Consider the following 17,204-nt stretch of genomic DNA (forward strand, 5'->3'; position numbering starts at 1 on the left):
TCAGGCAATCCCCCCGGCTGTGAACCTCTCCCAGGCGCGGTGCGCGCCGAGCAGCTCGAGGAGCTCGGCGACCACCCCCGCGGGGTCGGTGCCGGTGACGACACCGGCCTCGTCGTCCGCGAGCCCGATCTCCGCCAGGGCCGACACCCCGTCGCCGCTCGCGCCGACGGCCTTGGCATGGCGGAAGCACTCCTGCACGAGGAGCACCACCCGTGGATCGAGGCTGACCGCCGGCGCGGCGGCCTTGGTGTCGCGCACGGGAAGCGCGTCGGGGGCCGGGGGCGGGCTGCCCAGCATCAGGACCGCGTCGAACTCGACCGAGCGCGTTGCGCCGAAGGTGCGCTGGATCGGCGTCCCGTCACTCAGCTCACCGCAGTGCGCGGCAACGACGAGGGGGACGGCGCCGGCTGCGAACACCGCGTCGATCACCCCACTCAGACCGGCGAGCCCCTCGTCCGCCTCCTCCGCAACGACGATCCCGACGGTGCGCCCCTCGGCCGACCACGTGCCCCCGAGCTGGGAGAGCGCCGCGCTGGGAGCGGGCTCGGCCAGCGGGACCGTCGGCTCGGGAGCAGTGAGCCCGAGCCCGGCAGCGACGCGCGCACAGAGCTCCGGGTCGACGTTGGCGAGTGCCTGCAGCTGTCGCTCCCGGATGGCCGTCTCGTAGCAGCGGGACAGCTCGAAGGTGTAGGCGAGCACGATGTGCTCCTGCTCGACCGGGGTCATGCTGACCCAGAACAGCCGGGCCTGGCTGAAGTGGTCGTCGAAGGAGGGCGGTGCACCTCGCTCCTTGACACCCGCGGCGACCGGCGCCGGGATGTCGACGAAGGCATGGTCCCGTGTGGCACTGCCCGCGAAGAACGGGCAACCCCCGTCCAGCGAGTTGGGCTTGTAGGGCGCCGCGCCGGCGTGCACGGCGTGCTGGTGGAAGCCGTCGCGGAACATGTCGTTGACCGGCACGTGCGGCCGGTTGATCGGGATCTGGTTGTGGTTCGGTCCGCCGAGGCGCAGCAGCTGCGTGTCGACGTACGAGAAGAGCCGCGCCTGCATCAGCGGGTCGTCCGTGACGTCGATGCCGGGCACCATGTTGCCGACGTGGAAGGCGACCTGCTCGGTCTCGGCGAAGTAGTTGGTGGGGTTCGCGGTGAGGGTGAGCAGTCCGACGGCCTGGACCGGCGCGAGCTCCTCGGGCACGAGCTTGGTCGGGTCGAGCAGGTCGATCCCTTCGAAGGTCTGCTCCGGGGTGTCCGGGAAGACCTGCATGCCCAGCTCCCACTGCGGGAACGCGCCGGACTCGATGGCGTCGGCGAGGTCGCGGCGATGGAAGTCGGGGTCCACCCCGCCCAGCAGCTGCGCCTCCTCCCAAGTCAGCGAGTGGACGCCCAGCCTGGGCTTCCAGTGCAGCTTGACGAGGGCGGTCTCGCCCTGCGCGTTGACCGTCCGGAAGGTGTGGACGCCGAACCCCTCCATCATCCGGTAGGAGCGCGGAATGCCCCGGTCGGACATGTTCCACATCGTGTGGTGCTGGGCCTCGGTGTGCAGCGAGACGAAGTCCCAGAAGGTGTCGTGGGCGCTCTGCGCCTGCGGGATCTCCCGGTCCGGGTGCGGCTTGCCGGCGTGGATGACGTCGGGGAACTTGATGCCGTCCTGGATGAAGAAGACGGGGATGTTGTTGCCGACCAGGTCGAAGTTGCCCTCGGAGGTGTAGAACTTCGTCGCGAAGCCGCGGGTGTCGCGCACGGTGTCGGCAGAGCCGCGGGAGCCGAGCACCGTGGAGAAGCGCACGAACACCGGCGTCTCGACGTGGCGGGCGAGGAACGCCGCCTTGCAGACCGGCTTCGCGTTGCCGTAGCCGACGAACACCCCGTGCGCCCCCGCCCCGCGGGCGTGGACGACGCGCTCAGGGATCCGCTCGTGGTCGAAGTGGGTGATCTTCTCCCGCAGGTGGTGGTCTTGGAGAAGGGTCGGCCCGCGCTCGCCGGCCTTGAGCGAGTGGTCGGAGTCCTGCAGCCGCGCTCCGGTCGACGTGGTGAGGTGGCGACCCTGCTGCGCGACGTCTGCGGGGGTCACGAGCGTCTCCGCGCCCGTCGCCGTACGACGCTCCGGGCCGCGCTGGTCGAGCTTCGGCGGGAACGGATCGCTAGGCTTCACCGGCTCATCGACCGGTGGCGTCCTCGACGCCGGGGCGCCGGGGATGCGTCCCCCGCCGGACGCCTCGACCCACGCCATCGCCACCTCCGCCGCTTGCGTGACCGTCCCCTTCACGGCCTTCCTGATCACTCGTGCCGCCTTGCTTGCATCAGCCATTGCTGCCTCCTCGAATAGGTGCTGCCGATATCCGTCCGCCCTCGGGCCGACGCGTTGAAGTGACCATCACGGCGTGAAGACGACCTTGACCATGCCGTCCTCCTTGGCCCGGAACTTCGCGTAGGCGTTGGGGGCCTCCTCCAGCGGGAGCCGGTGGGTGGCGAAGTCCTCCGTGCCGAGCGGGTCCGTGTCGTCGAGCACGAGCGGCAGGATCTCCTCGGACCATCGACGGACGTTGGCCTGGCCCATCCGGATCTGGACCTGCTTGTCGAACATCTGCATGAGCGGCAGCGGACTGGTGGCGCCGCCGTAGACGCCGACGACGGAGACCGTCCCGCCGCGGCGCACCGCGTCGATGGACCCGGTCAGGGCTGCCAGGCGGTCGATCCCGACGTTGAGCATCAACTTCTCCGCGGCGGCGTCCGGCAGCAGGCCGACGGCCTTGATGACCTTCTCCGCCACCGGGTTGCCGTGTGCCTCCATCCCGACGGCGTCGATGACGGCGTCGGCGCCGCGGCCGGAGGTGCGGTCGCGGACCTCGTTGCCGAGGTCGTCGACGGCGTCGATGTCGACGGTCTCGGCGCCCCGGGCCCGCATCCGCTCCAGCCGCTCGGGCACCCGATCGGCGACGATCACCCGGCGGCCTTCGTGCAGGGCGATCCGGGCGGCCATGTCCCCGATCGGCCCCGCGCCCATCACCAGGAGCACGTCGTCGTCAGAGACATCGGCGTACCGAACCGCCTGGTAGGCGGTGGGCAGCACGTCGGAGAGGTAGACGAACCGGTCATCGGAGGGCCCCTCGGGCACCTTGATCGGCAGGAAGTCCGCGAACTGCACACGCAGGTACTCCGCCTGCCCTCCCGGCTCGGCGCCGTAGAGCTTGCTGTAGCCGAGCAGGCTCGCACCGGTGCCGTAGTCGCGGTTCTGGGTCGTCTCACACTGGCTGTGAAGTCCTTGGCCGCACATCCAGCACTCGCCGCAGCTGATGTTGAAGGGCACGACCACGCGACCGCCGGGGGCGAGGTCGGTGACGGCCGAGCCGACCTCCTCGACGATGCCCATCGGCTCGTGACCGACGATGTCCCCGGGGGTCATGAAGGGGGCCAAGGGTTCGTAGAGGTGCAGGTCGGAGCCGCACAAGCCGGTGGTGGTGACCCGGATGATGGCATCCGTCGGCTCGATGATCGTCGGATCCGGCACGTCTTCGACGCGGATGTCGCGGGGGCCCTGCCAAGTGACTGCTCGCATGCGGGACCCGTACCCGCACCACCCGGAACCCAGCCGGAGCCGGGCGAGATCCGGGTCAGAGCGTCGGCATCGCGCGCAGCCGGTCGAGCAGCCGGGCGCAGGCGGCCGCGGTGGTCTGCTCCAGGACGCTGGGCGGGTCGCCCTCGAACAGGTGCCGGGTGACATCGATGCGATCCTCGACGCAGGTGGCGATGAAGACCGTCCCCGGGGGCTCACCCTCCTCCTCGCCGGGGCCTCCGACCCCTGTGACCGCGACGGACGCTCGGGATCCGAGCAGCGCGTTCACGCCGCGGGGCATCTCCTCGGCGCAGGAGGCGGTGACGACGGGACCTTCGGCGACGCCGAGGACCTGGAACTTCACCTCGCTCATGTAGGAGACGACGCCACCGGCGAACCACGAGGCCGCGCCCTCACCCCGCGCCAGCGCGCTGGCGATGGCACCGGCGGTCAGGGACTCGGCACAGGCGACGGTGAGGGACCGCTCCGCGGCGATCGAAGCGATCTGCTCGACCACGTCGCCGACCACTGCGTCCTGCTGCACGACCACGCTCAGGGCCCCGGCGGGAGCCGGCGTTTGTGCGCCGTGCGTCGATAGGCGTCCTCGATCGCCGTCCTGGCGCGCTCGCCGACCTCGTCACCCACCAGGTAGGCATCGATCTCGGCATAGGTCACGCCGTAGGCGACTTCGTCCGGCAGGGCGGGGCGCAGGTCCTCCAGGTCCGCCGTGGGCACCTTCTCCACCAGGTGGGCGGGAGCGCCCAGCTCACGCCCGAGGGCGAGCACGCGGGCCTTCGTGAGCCCCAGGAGGGGGCCGACGTCGAAGGCACCGTCGCCGTACTTGGTGAAGAAGCCCATCACCGCCTCTGATGCCTGATCCGTGCCGACGACGAGGCTGCCGAGCCGGCCGGCGACGGCGTACTGCGCCGCCATCCGCTGGCGCGCCTTGATGTTGCCCTTGACGAAGTCGGCGAGCTCGACCGTGACGTCGCCGGTGTTGATCGCAGCGTGCAGCGCATCGACAGCGGGCTTGATGTCGATGGTCACCGTCGTCGTGGGACCGATGAACGCCACCGCCGCCGCGGCGTCGACCTCGTCGCGCTGGACGCCGTAGGGCAGCCGCACCGCTGTGAAGGATCGGCCGAGCCGGTCGCAGGCGATGCTGGCGAGCCGGCCTGCGACCGTGGAGTCGACACCCCCGCTGATCCCCAGGACGTATCCGGCGGCGCCGGACCGCTCGAGATAGTCGGCCAGGAAGTCGATTCGCCGCTCGACCTCCGTGGTCGCGTCGAACTCGTCAGCGACCCCGAGCGCGGCGCGGACGGTCGTCTGGTCGACGATCTCCTGCTCGGTCGACTCACGCACCTGACGCACGTCGACCTCACTCACGCGTGGGGTCGACGGCCTCGGCGATGTCGGCCGGCGTGGCGTCGACGGCGGTGGTGTCCGCGGCGGCGTCGATCCCGGTGACGGGCTTCGGCGCCGGCCGGCGCTTCTTAGGCTTCGCGACCGGCGCGGGGTCGAGGCCGAGCTCCTCGGTGACGTTGACCGGCTGCTCGGGGTCGACGGCGACCGCGGTCTCGGTCGGGGGCGGCGCCGTCGATGTCGGGGCCGGTTGTCCCGTCTCGGGACGCCCGCCGGCGAGCGATCCGACGACGCCCGTGATCCGGTCGGCCGCGGTCTTCGCCAGCCCCACGGCCGCACCGGTGGCGGCCGCCGGGACCTTGAGGGTCTCCCCGGCGAGGTGCTTGATCTTGTCGAGCGTGGTGGTGTGGGTCACAGGTGTCTTTCCCTTCGTGATGGCGGACGGTCGCGCGGATCAGGGGGTGTCGTCGGCGGGGGCGTCGTCCGAGGGATCGTCCTCGGAGGACAACCCCGGCTTCTTCTCCGTGAGAAGGCCGTCGACGGTCTCGCCGTCGGGGAGGCCCTCGGCCAGCGGGTTGTCGTCACTGGGCACCAGCTCGTCGGGCAGCTGGTCGTCGGAGATCCCGACCGCGCTCTCACGCTCGCCGGCCTGCTGGCTGTCATCCGTGCCATTGCTCATGGCCCACCGGTACCCGCCAGCCGCGAGCCAGACCGGGGTGTCGATCGGCATCGGGAAACGACGAAGGTCGACCTCCAGCGGAGATCGACCTTCGTCCCATTCCTCGGTGGAGCTGAGGGGACTCGAACCCCTGACCCTCTGCATGCCATGCAGATGCGCTACCAGCTGCGCCACAGCCCCATTCACTTGTGCGACCTGCCGAAGCGGGCCAACTCGCGAAATATTAGCCAACCGCGTCCGGCAAGGTGAAATCGGGGGGCAGGTTGTAGGCCGACAGGGCCCACTCCCCCGTCTCCCGCTGCTCGAGGACGACCCGGCCACAGTTGCCGAGGGCCCGGAAGTCGCGGGCCTGGGCCAGCGGCCAGCCGAGGAAGTGCACCAGGCCGGTGCGGGGCGCGGCTCCGTGGGACACCGCGACCCCGGTCTCGCCCGGCGCGAGCACCGCGGCGAGCTCGCGCACGGCGGCGGCATAGCGCTCGGCCACCGCGAGCGGCGTCTCTGCCCCCGGGATGCCCTCCCACTCCCCGCGCCGGAAGCGCGCGAACGCGTCGGCGTCCCGGGAGGCGAGCTCGGCATGGGTCAGGCCCTGGAAGTCGCCGAGGGCGAACTCCCGCAGCCTCTCGTCGTACGTCGGGACGAGACCGCACTCCTTGGCGACCTCGTCCGCGGTGACCCGGGCACGGCTCAGGTCGCTCGACCACACCACTGCGGGGTGCAGCGCCGCGACGGCCGGGGCGACGGCCCGCGCCTGCTCCAGGCCGACCTCGTCGAGCTCGGTGTCGAGCTGCCCCTGGATGCGGTGCGCGGCGTTCCACGCCGTGCGGCCATGGCGCAGGAGGACGAGTCGGCGGGGGCTCACTCGGCCGGCGGGGGCGGCACCGGGCCGTGGATCTCGGCCGGGAGGTCGATCGTCGGGCAGTCGCGCCACAGGCGCTCGAGGGCATAGAACTCGCGCTCCTCGGAGTGCTGCACGTGGACGACGAGGTCGCCGTAGTCGAGCAGCACCCAGCGTCCGTCGCGGTGCCCCTCGCGGCGGATCGGCTTGACGCCGAGCTCGCGGAGCTTGTCCTCGACCTCCTCGACGATGGCGCGGACCTGGCGGTCGTTGGCGCCGGTAGCGAGGAGGAAGGCGTCGGTGATGGCCAACTGCTCGCTGACGTCGAAGGCCAGCTGGTCGGTGGCGAGCTTGTCGGCGGCGGCGAGGGCCGCGGCGCGGACCAGTTCGACGACGTGGTCGGTGGCAGTCATGGGTCTCCGGGTCAGTGGGTGGGAGTCGGGTAGAGGCCGTGCTTGGTGATGTATTGCACGACCCCGTCGGGGACGAGGTACCAGACGGGCTGTTCGGCGCGCTGCCGCTCGCGGCAGTCGGTGGAGGAGATGGCCAGGGCCGGCACCTCCACCATGGTCACGCGGTCCTGCGGGATCCTGGCGAGGGTGTCAGGGTCCATGTCGGCCCCGGGACGGGTGCAGCCGACGAAGTGGGCCAGGTCGAAGACGTCGTCGGCGTCGCGCCAGCTGAAGATGTCGGTGAGCGCGTCGGCGCCGGTGATGAAGTAGAGATCGGCGTCCGGGCGTTCGGCACGGAGGTCCCGCAGTGTGTCGATCGTGTAGGTCGGTCCGTCCCGGTCGATGTCCACCCGGCTCACCTTGAACCGCGGGTTCGCCGCGGTGGCGATCACCGTCATCAGGTAGCGGTGCTCGGCGGGCGACACCTCACGGTCGGCCTTCTGCCAGGGCTGTCCGGTGGGGACGAAGACGACCTCGTCGAGTCCGAACCAGCCCTGCACCTCCGACGCGGCCACGAGGTGTCCATGGTGGATGGGGTCGAACGTCCCGCCCATCACCCCGATCCGCGTGCGCCGGCCCGACGATGGCTCGACAGGAGCCGGCGACGTCATCTCAGGACTCAGCTGTGCTCACGCCCGCCGCCGAACCAGACGAGGGCCAGCAGCAGGAACAGGAGGAATCCCAACGCCACGCCGCCGATGACCCACGGGTTGACGGCGGCTTCGCCCGACTCCTCCGCGGCGCTGACGACGGCGAGGGCAGCGAGGTTGATCTGGCTGAGCATGGCCGCATCGTATCCAACGTCAGTGGAGCGCGAAGTCGGCGCCCAGGAAGAGTGCGGTGAACCTGATCGTGCGGCCGACGAAGACCGTGGGGATGAACGCCCACATCGGCATCCGCAGCAGCCCGGCGACGACGGCCATCACCAGCAGCGGCGGGATGCCGACGGAGGAGGCCAGGAAGATGATGGCGATGCCGTACCAGGGCCGCCCCTGCATCCGCTCGGTCCAGCGCTCGTAGCCCGCCTTGACCTTGGGATTGGACAGCTTCTTCTGCGCCCAGGCGGAGGCCGAGCCGCGCCGCGCCGCCTCGTACCAGATGATCTTGCCGACCGTTGCCCCCGCGCCGGCGGCGATGCCGAGAGCGAGGGCCTCGGAGGTGGAGCGCTCCACCGTGCCGGCACCGACGATGTAGACCTCGATGGGCAGGAAGGGCAGCAGGGCCGACGCGATGCTGAAGGCGAACGTCGTCAGCCACAGGATCATGCCGACGCTGCCTCGTCCGGGCTGGACGCGCCGGCCTCACGCGGCGGCACCGGCACTCCGAGCTGGAGCAGCCAGCCCAGCGACACGCATTTGAGCACCAGGAGCGCGACCGCGATCACGACGCCGAGCCAGACCCAGCCGGTGACCAGCAGGATCACGGCGAAGGCCCCCGAGTTGGCGGCCTTGCCCACGCGCGACCAGTTCCAGAGATAGATCCGGCGGTCGATCACGTGGAAGTAGTTGGGGCTGCGGATCGGCCAGGCGAGGAAGGCCAGCGACAGGTACATGTCGATGACCATGAACTCGAAGAGATAGATCGCGATCGGGATGCCGATCCAGGTCATCGGCTCGTCGCTGATCCATCCGCCCGGCTGGAGCCAGATCAGCCCGACGTAGAGGGCGCCGCAGCTGAGCCGGTCGCACATCATGTCGACGACGGCGCCGATCCTCGTCTCGCAGTCGCGCCACCGCGCCCACTCGCCGTCGATGCTGTCGCCGATCCAGTAGGTGACCAGCCCGATGACGATCCAGGTCAGGCTCTCGTCGTAGGCGGCCCACACCGCGATGGCCAACGTGATGACCGTCCGGACGAACGTGATGATGGTGGCCCCGGTGAAGAGCCTCTCCACCGAAGGATCGGCATAGATCCGGTCCGGTGAGCCTGCCATGCGCGCAACCTATCGTGCAGTGGGAGCGTCTCCACGCACCCGTCGATGAACGGCAGTCGACGGCTCGACCAGCGGCCGTCGACGCCGACGGTGTCAGCGGATGTGACCGTCCCCGATGACGACGTACTTCGTCGACGTCATCTCCGGGAGCCCCATCGGGCCGCGGGCGTGCAGCTTCTGGGTGCTGATGCCGATCTCGGCACCGAAGCCGAACTCGCCTCCGTCGGTGAAGCGCGTCGAGGCGTTGACCAGCACCGCCGCGGAGTCGACCTCGGCCACGAAGCGTCGGGCGGCTCCCTGGTCCTCGGTCACGATGGCGTCGGTGTGCTGGCTGGACCAGCGACGGATGTGGTCGAGGGCCTCGTCGAGGTCGGGTACGACGCGGGCGGCGAGGTCGAGGGGGAGATACTCCCGCTCCCAGTCGTCGTCCGTGGCCGGCTCGACGCCGTCGAAGGCACCGAAGGCGTCGTCGCCGTGCAGGGTCACGCCCTCGGCCTGCAGCGCTGCCACCACACGCGGCAGGAAGACGTCCGCCACGTCGGCGTGGACGAGCAGCGACTCGGCGGCATTGCACACGCTGGTGCGGTGGGTCTTGGCGTTGAGCACGATCGCCAGCGCCTTGTCGAGATCGGCCGACCGGTCGACGTAGACGTGGCAGTTGCCGACGCCCGTCTCGATGACGGGGACGGTGGACTCGTTGACGACCGACTGGATCAGGCCGGCACCACCGCGGGGGATGAGGACGTCGACGTCTCCACGCGCCCGCATCAGCGCCTTGACGCTGTCGTGGGTGTCGCCCGGCACCAGCTGGACGATGTCGGCGTCGAGACCGCTGGCAGCGACGGCGTCCCGAAGCACCGTCACGATCGCGGCGTTGCTGGACCGCGCCGAGGAGCTGCCCCGGAGCAGTACCGCGTTGCCGGACTTGAGGCAAATGCCCGCGGCATCGGCCGTCACGTTGGGTCGGGCCTCGTAGATCATCCCGACCACCCCGAAAGGGACCCGCACCTGGCGCAGCTCCAGGCCGTTGGCGAGCACGCTGCCGCGCACGACCTCACCGACCGGGTCCGCCAGGCCGGCCACGTCGCGCAGGCCCTGGGCCATGCCCTCGAGCCGATCAGTGGTCAGGCGCAGCCGGTCGATGATGTTGGCCGGGGTGCCGTCCGCCTCCGCGCGGGCGACGTCCTCGGCGTTGGCGGCGAGGATCTCCTCCGCCCGGGCGAGCATCGCCTCGGCCATGGCCTGCAGCGTCGCGTCCTTCTGCGCCCGCGTGGCCAGCGCCAGAGTCCGGCTGGCGACCCGTGCGCGCTGGGCGACTTCGCGGACCTCGACCTCGATCGTCATGGCCACAGGATAGAGGCGGCCCACCTCTCCCCCGGTGTCGGCATGTTGCGGATTACGCAACCAAACCGGTGTCTGTGACGTCATGATCAGCAAGGCATCGTCCGGCTCGGGACGGCGCACGTCACCTACGGAGGAAAAGTTGAAGTTCCGTCTCCCCGCCGCGATGCTCACCGCCGCGGTCCTCACCCTCACCACCCTCGCTCCCCAGCAGGCCTCGGCGGAGCCCACCGGCCCGCCGCTGCAGCTGACCGGCGCACCGACCGTCACGACCTGGTCGTGGGACGGCTACGTCGGGAGCCTGGGCCTCAACCTGGTCGCCCCCGACACCGCGTTCGAGGTGCACTCGACGCGCGCGAACTGGAAGAGCCCGATCGTCGCGACCTGGCAGTCGCCCTCCGGCCCCGTGGCACTCCCCGAGATCGCCGGCAGCTCCTGGGGCGGCCTGGGCAAGTTCGTGCGGGTCACTGCCAAGCGCGCCGACGGCACGATCGCCGCCGACCGGCGCATGGACATCTGCCTGAACTCCTGGAACACCCAGCGCACCAGTCCCGACGCGCCGCTGCGTTCGCCCTACCCGACCGGCTGTCCCTACCACCCCTACACCAAGGGATCCGTGCAGGGCATCCAGGAGGACTGGCTCGCCAGCGTCGAGATGTGGGACCGGCCCTTCCGCCTGCGACCCGGCACCTACACGATCACGGCCTCGATCACGTCCGCCTATCTGCGGGCACTGGGCATGAGCGCGACCGAGGGCCGTCACACCTACACGCTGGTGGTCAAGGACGGCGAGGAGTCCGAGGAGCACCACGGGCGTGCCGCCCGGGCACGGGTGGCCCAGCCGACCGCCACTGAGCCGAGGGCGGCGCGCGCCGGCGCCCCGGGCGACGACCTCGCCGACCTGCAGTCGCTGCCGGCGTACGGCATGACACTCTCGCCCAACGGCAAGGTCCTGCGCTTCTCCGCGACCGTCTGGAACGCCGGCAACAGCCCGATGATCGTCGACGGCTTCCGCGGCAGCAACGACGACGAGATGGACGCCTACCAGGTGTTCACCGACGCCGACGGCAACCAGACCGGCTACGAGAAGGTCGGCACGATGATCTGGCACGACGCCGAGAGCCACCATCACTGGCACTTCGAGGACTTCGCGCGCTACTCGCTGCTCAACGCCGACAAGACCGAGGCGGTGCGCTCGCGCAAGGAGTCCTTCTGCCTCGCCAACACTGACGCCGTCGACTACACGGTCCCGGGGGCGGACTGGCAGCCGGACAACACCGACCTGCACACCTCGTGCGGCGACGAGGGCTCGATCTCGCTGCGGCAGGTGCTCTCGCCGGGCTCGGGTGACACCTACGCCCAGTTCCGCGCCGGCCAGGCCTTCCGCGTCGACAACCTGCCCAACGGCATCTACTACGTCGCCGTGCAGGCCAACCCCGACGGCAACCTCATCGAGACGAGCACGACCAACAACGTCGCGATGCGGCGGATCCGGCTGAGTGGTACGCCGACCAACCGGAAGCTGTCCGTGACCCGGCTCGGCGTGATCGCGGAGCCGCCGGCCGAGGAGTACTGACCGCGGATGCACGAACGCCGCGGCACCCTCGAGGGGGCCGCGGCGTTCGCGTTCAGCCAGCCGGATCGGCTGGCGACGGCTGGTGATCAGCCCTTGCGCTTCTCGATCTCCGCGGTCACGGCCGGAAGGACCGCGTGGAGGTCACCGACGACGCCGAAGTCCACGAGCTCGAAGATCGGGGCCTCCTCGTCCTTGTTGACGGCCACGATGGTCTTCGAGGTCTGCATGCCGGCCCGGTGCTGGATGGCGCCGGAGATGCCGTTGGCGACGTAGAGCTGCGGCGAGACGACCTTGCCGGTCTGGCCGACCTGGAAGGTGTGGGGCTTCCAGCCCGAGTCGACGGCGGCACGCGAGGCGCCGACCGCGGCACCGAGCGCGTCGGCGAGACCCTCGACAGCGGTGAAGTCACCACCGGTGCCACGACCACCGGAGACCACGATCGCGGCCTCGGTGAGCTCGGGACGGCCGGTCGACTGACGCGGCTGCGCAGCCACGATCTGCGCGGTCTTGGCGGCGTCGGAGATGGTCGCGGCGAACTCCTCGACCGCACCGGCGCCGGCACCCTCCTCGGGGGCCGCGGCGTTGGGCTTGACCGCGATGATCGGCGTGCCCTGGGTGACCTTGGCCTCCACCGTGAAGTTGCCGGCGAAGACCGACTGGGTGGTGACGATGTCGCTGCCGTTGACCTGCACGTCGACAGCGTCGGTGATCAGGCCCGACTCGAGCTTGATCGCGAGACGACCGGCGATCTCCTTGCCCTCGGCCGAGGCCGGGATGAGGATCGCGGCCGGCGAGGCGGCCGCGGCGATCTGCTGCAGGACCTCGGCCTTCGGGGCCACCAGGTAGCCCTTGATCTCCGCGTCGTCGACGACGTAGACCTTCTCGGCGCCGTAGGCCTTCACCGCGTCAGCAGCGGCGGCGGCCTTGTCGGCACCGCCGATGAACACGGCCGACGGCTCGCCGATGCGCTTGGCGATCGCGAGCAGCTCGTAGGTCGGCTTGCGGACCGCACCGTCGACGTGGTCGACGAGAACCAGAACTTCAGACATGTCGTACTCCTCCAGACTTTCCGCGGCCGCTCAGATGAACTTCTTCGAGGCGAGGAACTCGACCAGCGCCGTGGCGCCCGAGCCGTCCTCGTCCTTGACGATCTCACCGGCGGTGCGCGGCGGGCGGGCGGTGACCGACTCGACCGACGTCCAGGCGGCGTCGAGGCCGACCTGACCGGCGTCGACGCCGATGTCGGAGAGCGACAGCGTCTCGAGCGGCTTCTTCTTGGCGGCCATGATGCCCTTGAACGACGGGTAGCGGGCCTCGCCCGACTGGTCGGTCACGGAGAGGACCAGCGGCAGGGTGCCGCCGATGACCTCGGTGGCGGTGTCGCCGTCACGCTTGATGCGGACCTGGTCACCCTGGGTCTCGACGACCGCGGCGAGCGTGACCTGCGGCAGGCCGAGGCGCTCGGAGAGCATCGCCGGGACGACGCTCAGGCCACCGTCGGTCGACGCGAGGCCACCGACGATGAGCTCGGGAACACCGATCTTCTCGATGGCCTTGGCCAGCACCAGCGAGGTCGCGACGGCGTCGGAGCCGGCGATCGCCTCGTCGGAGACGTGGACCGCCTTGTCGGCGCCCATCTGCAATGCCTTGCGGACGGCGGTCTCGGCCTCGGCCGGACCGACGGTCAGCGCGGTGACGGTGATCTCCTCGTCAGCGCGCTTCTCCTTGATCTGCAGGGCCTGCTCGACGGCGTACTCGTCCAGCTCGGAGAGGAGACCGTCGACACCGACGCGATCGACGGTGTTGTCCGCCTCGAACTTGCGGTCGCCCGTCGCGTCGGGGACGTACTTCACCAGGACGACAATGTTGGAGAGAGTCATGGTTGTGGCCGGACCGGCCCCTTCCTGTGCATTCGTGGCCTCGCCCCACAGATGGAGGCAGGGAACATCAGCGGTCCGCTGAGGACAGCGTCTCGCAGGCTACCGCCCGGTCACCAACCGCGGTAACCGCGTCCACGTGGACTCGGTCACATCGATCGCGCCACGCGGGAGCCGGTCGCGACGGTCAGGGGCGGATGATCCGCTCCAGCACGCGTCCGATCACGAGATAGACCACCGCGGCCAGCCCGTAGTTGAACAACGCGTTCTTCGTCACGGCGTTGTCGCCGGTGAACTCCTTGACCGGGTTGTCCAGGTCGAAGAAGCCGAGGTCGAAGGCGTCGGCGAGGTCACGGACGAGCTTGACGAGCCCGTTGTCGTCGTTGGCCTCCAGTGCGTAGGTGAAGGCGGCGACCGCCACCACCAGCGCGAGGGCCACGCAGACTCCCCACACGGCCCGGGCCGCGAGGTCCCGGCCCCTGGCGATCGCGAGCGAGCGGCTCGCGTGTCCGGGCTCGTCGACCGGTTCGGTCTGATCGGTCCTGTCGCTCATCGGCTGCTCACCGCCCCTCGAAGACGGCCTTGCCGGGACCGTTGTCGATGAACGACTGCATCCCGATCACCCGGTCCTCGGTCCCGAACACGCCGGTGAACAGCTGCCGCTCGAGATGGAGCGCCGCCTCGATGTCGGTCTCCAGGCCACGGTCGACAGCGTCCTTGATGGCTCGCAGCGCGTAGGGAGCTCCGCCGGCGAAGGTGGTCGCCCAGGCGAGGGCCTCGGAGTAGACGTCGTCCGCCGGGACGACCCGGTCGACCAGCCCGATGGCGAGCGCCTCCTCGGACTTCACGAACCGGCCGGTGAACATCAGGTCCTTGGCCTTGCTCGGTCCGACCAGGCGCGAGAGTCGCTGGGTGCCGCCGGCGCCCGGGATGATGCCCAGCAGGACCTCGGGCTGTCCGAGGACGGCGTTCTCGGCCGCGAAGCGGACATCGGCCGCGAGCGCGAGCTCACAGCCACCGCCCAGGGCGTAGCCGTTGACCGCGGCGACCACGGGCTTGGGGATCCGGGCCACGGCGTTGACCGCACCCTGCAGGGCGTCGACACGGTCGAGCATGTCCGTGTAGGACATGGCCGCCATCTCCTTGACGTCGTTGCCGGCAGCGAAGACCCGCTCGCCGCCCCAGATCACGACGGCCCGGACGTCGTCGCGCTCGGTCGCCTCGGTGGCGGCCAGCAGCAACTCGTCCTGGACCTGGACGCTGATCGCGTTCATGGCCTTCGGGCGATCGAGGCGGATCGTGCCGACTCCGTCGGCGACCTCCAGGCGTACGAACTCGGACGTCATCTGTTCCCTCTCGTCGTGGTCGGGGACGAAGTCGCGCAGGTCCCCGCCTGCATTGTGCCGCGCCATCGTGTCGTCGGTCACGCCAACCCTCCGCTCCACCGTCATCCCGCCGGCAGCCAGTCGTCAGGAACAATGGGGCGGGTGAGTCCTGGCATGTGGCGATCCCTCGGTGAGCAGACCCCCGTGTGGCCCGGTCGCAACTGGCCACTGGGCGCCACCTGGTCACCGGAGTCGACCAACTTCGCCGTCCACGCGCCCCACGCGACGGGGGTCTGGCTCTGCCTGCTCGATGACGGGCCCGGCGAGGGCGAACGGCGCTTTCCGCTCACCGAGCAGTCCTTGGGGATCTGGCACGGGGCCCTGCCCGACGTCGCACCCGGCACCCGCTACGGCTTTCGGGCCGACGGGCCGAACGAGCCCGAGCAGGGACTCCGCTTCGATCCGGAGCACCTGCTGCTCGACCCCTACGGTCTGGCCGTGTCCGGGACGGCCGAGGCCTGCCAGAGTGTCGTCGTCGACCCTGCGTTCGACTGGGACGGCGACACGCCGATGCGCCGACGCTGGCGCGACACCGTCGTCTACGAGGTCCACGTCAAGGGATTCACGCAGCTGCACGACCGAGTCCCCGAGGAGATCCGCGGCACCTACGCCGGGCTGGGGCACCCCGTCGTCACGGACTACCTGCGCGACCTCGGCGTCACTGCCGTCGAGCTGCTGCCCGTGCACCAATTCTTCTCCGAGCCCGCGCTGGTCGACCGCGGCACGGTGAACTACTGGGGCTACAACTCGATCGGGTACTTCGCGCCGCACGCGGCCTACTCCGCGTCCGGCGACCGGGGCCAGCAGGTCACCGAGTTCAAGGAGATGGTCCGCAGCCTGCACGCTGCCGGCATCGAGGTGATCCTCGACGTCGTCTACAACCACACCGCCGAAGGCGGTCCCGACGGGCCGACGTACTCCTTCCGCGGCCTGGACGACCGCGGCTTCTATCGCCGGGTGCCCGATCCCGACGGCGGGTACGACGACACGTACTGGGACGTCACCGGTTGCGGCAACACGGTGAACTCGGAGGATCCGCTCGCGCTGCGCCTGATCCTCGACTCGCTCCGCCACTGGGTGACCGAGATGCACGTCGACGGATTCCGGTTCGACCTGATGTCCGCCCTCACGCGCACCGCCGGCCCGGACGCGATCCGCGTCGACATGGCCTGCAAGCTGCTGATCGCGATCGGCCAGGATCCCGTGCTGCGCCACGTGAAGCTGATCGCCGAGCCCTGGGACACCTCCATGGACGGCTATCTGGTCGGTGGGATGCCGCCGCCGTGGGTGGAGTGGAACGACCAGTACCGCGACACCATCCGCGACTTCTGGCGCGGAGGGTCGGAGGGCACCCACGCCGTGGCGACCCGGCTGGCCGGCTCCTCCGACCTCTACGCCGACGACGGGCGCTCGGCCTACAACTCGGTCAACTTCGTCACCGCCCACGACGGCTTCACCGTCCGCGACCTGGTCTCCTACGACCACAAGCACAACGAGGCCAACGGCGAGGACAACCGCGACGGCACCGACAACAACCGCTCCTGGAACCACGGCGCCGAAGGTGAGACCGACGATCCCGCCGTCGTCGCGCTGCGCCGGCGCCAGGCCGCCAACCTGATGGCGACGCTGTGCCTGTCCAACGGCGTCCCGATGCTCACCGCCGGCGACGAGCGCGGCCGCACCCAGCGCGGCAACAACAACGCCTACTGCCAGGACAACGAGATCTCGTGGGTCGACTGGCGAGCCGACGACGCGTGGCTCGACGTCTACGCCGTCACCCGGGCAGCCCTGCAGTTGCGCCGCGAGCACCCCGCGCTGCGCCAGCGCCACTGGTTCGAGGGCCGGCCGACGATCGTCGGTGGGCCGAAGGACCTGGCCTGGCTGCACCCGTCGGGGCGGGAGATGGTCGACGACGACTGGTGGGACGCCGGACTGCGCACCATCGGCACGTTCGTGTCCGGACGGCCGCTTCGCCAGCCGGGGCCGCGCGGCGAGCAGCAGATCGACAGCTCCTTCCTGCTCTGGTTCCACGCCGGCGCCGAGCCGGTCGACGTCTACCTGCCGGAGAACGACTGGGTCCGCGCCGGGGAGATCGTGCTCTCCACCGATCCCGGCCTGCCCGTCGGCACGCGCGGAGAGGTGGGTGGCGTCGTGACGATCGGCCCCCGCAGCGTGGTGGTCATGCAGGAGACCGACGCCTGACGGGCTT

General features: G+C 70.3%; 19 protein-coding genes and 1 tRNA gene. 2 read left to right on the forward strand and 18 right to left on the reverse strand.

Going from position 1 to position 17,204, the window contains the following annotated elements; translation table 11 throughout:
- From E9934_RS04045 to E9934_RS04105, 14 genes are all read right to left on the reverse strand, one after another.
- Positions 1 to 2,307 (reverse strand): catalase, encoded by a 2,307-nt coding sequence (locus E9934_RS04045; protein ID WP_158294919.1) that lies wholly within the window; start codon positions 2,305 to 2,307, stop codon positions 1 to 3.
- Positions 2,308 to 2,373: 66 nt separating this feature from the next.
- On the reverse strand, positions 2,374 to 3,555 hold the full coding sequence (locus tag E9934_RS04050; RefSeq protein WP_136561596.1) for a zinc-dependent alcohol dehydrogenase: 1,182 nt from the start codon (positions 3,553 to 3,555) through the stop codon (positions 2,374 to 2,376).
- Between the two features lie 55 nt (positions 3,556 to 3,610).
- Positions 3,611 to 4,096 (reverse strand): CinA family protein, encoded by a 486-nt coding sequence (locus tag E9934_RS04055; protein ID WP_202977188.1) that lies wholly within the window; start codon positions 4,094 to 4,096, stop codon positions 3,611 to 3,613.
- Between the two features lie 8 nt (positions 4,097 to 4,104).
- A complete protein-coding gene (gene nadE / locus E9934_RS04060) occupies positions 4,105 to 4,941 on the reverse strand; it encodes an ammonia-dependent NAD(+) synthetase (RefSeq protein ID WP_275106611.1) in 837 nt (278 codons plus the stop codon).
- Positions 4,934 to 5,332, reverse strand: a complete 399-nt coding sequence (locus tag E9934_RS04065; protein ID WP_136561598.1) for a hypothetical protein — start codon at positions 5,330 to 5,332, stop codon at positions 4,934 to 4,936. The genes nadE and E9934_RS04065 overlap by 8 nt, the downstream gene beginning before the upstream one ends.
- A gap of 39 nt (positions 5,333 to 5,371) precedes the next feature.
- Positions 5,372 to 5,596: a hypothetical protein gene (locus E9934_RS04070; RefSeq protein ID WP_136561599.1), complete on the reverse strand. Its 225-nt coding sequence runs from the start codon at positions 5,594 to 5,596 to the stop codon at positions 5,372 to 5,374.
- A gap of 107 nt (positions 5,597 to 5,703) precedes the next feature.
- Positions 5,704 to 5,776, reverse strand: a tRNA-Ala gene (locus tag E9934_RS04075).
- Between the two features lie 43 nt (positions 5,777 to 5,819).
- Positions 5,820 to 6,455, reverse strand: coding sequence for a histidine phosphatase family protein (locus E9934_RS04080; RefSeq protein WP_158294920.1), 636 nt, complete (start codon positions 6,453 to 6,455; stop codon positions 5,820 to 5,822).
- Entirely contained in the window at positions 6,452 to 6,844 is a 393-nt protein-coding gene (rsfS, locus tag E9934_RS04085; protein WP_136561601.1) for a ribosome silencing factor, read from the reverse strand. Before rsfS ends, E9934_RS04080 begins: the two co-directional genes overlap by 4 nt.
- 11 nt (positions 6,845 to 6,855) lie before the next feature.
- Positions 6,856 to 7,494: a nicotinate-nucleotide adenylyltransferase gene (gene nadD / locus E9934_RS04090; RefSeq protein WP_136561602.1), complete on the reverse strand. Its 639-nt coding sequence runs from the start codon at positions 7,492 to 7,494 to the stop codon at positions 6,856 to 6,858.
- An 8-nt stretch (positions 7,495 to 7,502) separates the two neighbouring features.
- Positions 7,503 to 7,667: a hypothetical protein gene (locus tag E9934_RS19505; RefSeq protein WP_158294921.1), complete on the reverse strand. Its 165-nt coding sequence runs from the start codon at positions 7,665 to 7,667 to the stop codon at positions 7,503 to 7,505.
- A 19-nt stretch (positions 7,668 to 7,686) separates the two neighbouring features.
- Positions 7,687 to 8,148 carry a VTT domain-containing protein gene (locus E9934_RS04095; protein ID WP_136561603.1) on the reverse strand — a complete coding sequence of 154 codons (462 nt, stop codon included), beginning with the start codon at positions 8,146 to 8,148 and terminating at the stop codon, positions 7,687 to 7,689.
- Positions 8,145 to 8,816, reverse strand: coding sequence for a CDP-alcohol phosphatidyltransferase family protein (locus tag E9934_RS04100; RefSeq protein WP_136561604.1), 672 nt, complete (start codon positions 8,814 to 8,816; stop codon positions 8,145 to 8,147). The genes E9934_RS04095 and E9934_RS04100 overlap by 4 nt, the downstream gene beginning before the upstream one ends.
- 93 nt (positions 8,817 to 8,909) lie before the next feature.
- On the reverse strand, positions 8,910 to 10,160 hold the full coding sequence (locus tag E9934_RS04105; protein ID WP_136561605.1) for a glutamate-5-semialdehyde dehydrogenase: 1,251 nt from the start codon (positions 10,158 to 10,160) through the stop codon (positions 8,910 to 8,912).
- A 139-nt stretch (positions 10,161 to 10,299) separates the two neighbouring features.
- Between E9934_RS04105 and E9934_RS04110 the strand changes: the two genes are divergently transcribed.
- The gene (locus E9934_RS04110) at positions 10,300 to 11,733 is read left to right on the forward strand and encodes a lysyl oxidase family protein (protein WP_158294922.1); all 1,434 of its coding nucleotides are present in this window, start codon (positions 10,300 to 10,302) and stop codon (positions 11,731 to 11,733) included.
- An 86-nt stretch (positions 11,734 to 11,819) separates the two neighbouring features.
- Here E9934_RS04110 and E9934_RS04115 read toward each other — a convergent pair whose 3' ends face one another.
- The 4 genes from E9934_RS04115 to E9934_RS04130 all read right to left on the reverse strand — a co-directional run bounded on the left by E9934_RS04115 (position 11,820) and on the right by E9934_RS04130 (position 15,037).
- The gene (locus E9934_RS04115; RefSeq protein ID WP_136561607.1) at positions 11,820 to 12,782 is read right to left on the reverse strand and encodes an electron transfer flavoprotein subunit alpha/FixB family protein; all 963 of its coding nucleotides are present in this window, start codon (positions 12,780 to 12,782) and stop codon (positions 11,820 to 11,822) included.
- A gap of 30 nt (positions 12,783 to 12,812) precedes the next feature.
- Positions 12,813 to 13,613 (reverse strand): electron transfer flavoprotein subunit beta/FixA family protein, encoded by an 801-nt coding sequence (locus E9934_RS04120; protein ID WP_136561608.1) that lies wholly within the window; start codon positions 13,611 to 13,613, stop codon positions 12,813 to 12,815.
- A gap of 184 nt (positions 13,614 to 13,797) precedes the next feature.
- Positions 13,798 to 14,163 carry a hypothetical protein gene (locus E9934_RS04125; RefSeq protein WP_238694751.1) on the reverse strand — a complete coding sequence of 122 codons (366 nt, stop codon included), beginning with the start codon at positions 14,161 to 14,163 and terminating at the stop codon, positions 13,798 to 13,800.
- 7 nt (positions 14,164 to 14,170) lie between these two features.
- Entirely contained in the window at positions 14,171 to 15,037 is an 867-nt protein-coding gene (locus tag E9934_RS04130) for an enoyl-CoA hydratase/isomerase family protein (RefSeq protein ID WP_425576936.1), read from the reverse strand.
- 60 nt (positions 15,038 to 15,097) lie between these two features.
- On the opposite strand from E9934_RS04130, the gene glgX reads away from it, so the two are divergent.
- Positions 15,098 to 17,197 (forward strand): glycogen debranching protein GlgX, encoded by a 2,100-nt coding sequence (gene glgX, locus E9934_RS04135; RefSeq protein ID WP_136561609.1) that lies wholly within the window; start codon positions 15,098 to 15,100, stop codon positions 17,195 to 17,197.
- The last annotated feature ends 7 nt before the right edge of the window (positions 17,198 to 17,204 follow it).

This window comes from Nocardioides caeni, from assembly GCF_004912195.1.
Classification (GTDB): Bacteria; Actinomycetota; Actinomycetes; order Propionibacteriales; family Nocardioidaceae; genus Nocardioides; species Nocardioides caeni.

What these genes read in the sequence shown, in the direction of transcription:
- E9934_RS04070 (WP_136561599.1), bottom strand. Translation starts at nt 5,596, where the DNA reads ATGAGCAATGGCACGGATGACAGCCAGCAGGCCGGCGAGCGTGAGAGC.
- E9934_RS04045 (WP_158294919.1), bottom strand. Translation starts at nt 2,307, where the DNA reads ATGGCTGATGCAAGCAAGGCGGCACGAGTGATCAGGAAGGCCGTGAAG.
- E9934_RS04105 (WP_136561605.1), bottom strand. Translation starts at nt 10,160, where the DNA reads ATGACGATCGAGGTCGAGGTCCGCGAAGTCGCCCAGCGCGCACGGGTC.
- nadD (WP_136561602.1), bottom strand. Translation starts at nt 7,494, where the DNA reads ATGACGTCGCCGGCTCCTGTCGAGCCATCGTCGGGCCGGCGCACGCGG.
- E9934_RS04095 (WP_136561603.1), bottom strand. Translation starts at nt 8,148, where the DNA reads ATGATCCTGTGGCTGACGACGTTCGCCTTCAGCATCGCGTCGGCCCTG.
- rsfS (WP_136561601.1), bottom strand. Translation starts at nt 6,844, where the DNA reads ATGACTGCCACCGACCACGTCGTCGAACTGGTCCGCGCCGCGGCCCTC.
- E9934_RS04115 (WP_136561607.1), bottom strand. Translation starts at nt 12,782, where the DNA reads ATGTCTGAAGTTCTGGTTCTCGTCGACCACGTCGACGGTGCGGTCCGC.
- E9934_RS04050 (WP_136561596.1), bottom strand. Translation starts at nt 3,555, where the DNA reads ATGCGAGCAGTCACTTGGCAGGGCCCCCGCGACATCCGCGTCGAAGAC.
- E9934_RS04120 (WP_136561608.1), bottom strand. Translation starts at nt 13,613, where the DNA reads ATGACTCTCTCCAACATTGTCGTCCTGGTGAAGTACGTCCCCGACGCG.
- E9934_RS04125 (WP_238694751.1), bottom strand. Translation starts at nt 14,163, where the DNA reads ATGAGCGACAGGACCGATCAGACCGAACCGGTCGACGAGCCCGGACAC.
- E9934_RS04100 (WP_136561604.1), bottom strand. Translation starts at nt 8,816, where the DNA reads ATGGCAGGCTCACCGGACCGGATCTATGCCGATCCTTCGGTGGAGAGG.
- E9934_RS19505 (WP_158294921.1), bottom strand. Translation starts at nt 7,667, where the DNA reads ATGCTCAGCCAGATCAACCTCGCTGCCCTCGCCGTCGTCAGCGCCGCG.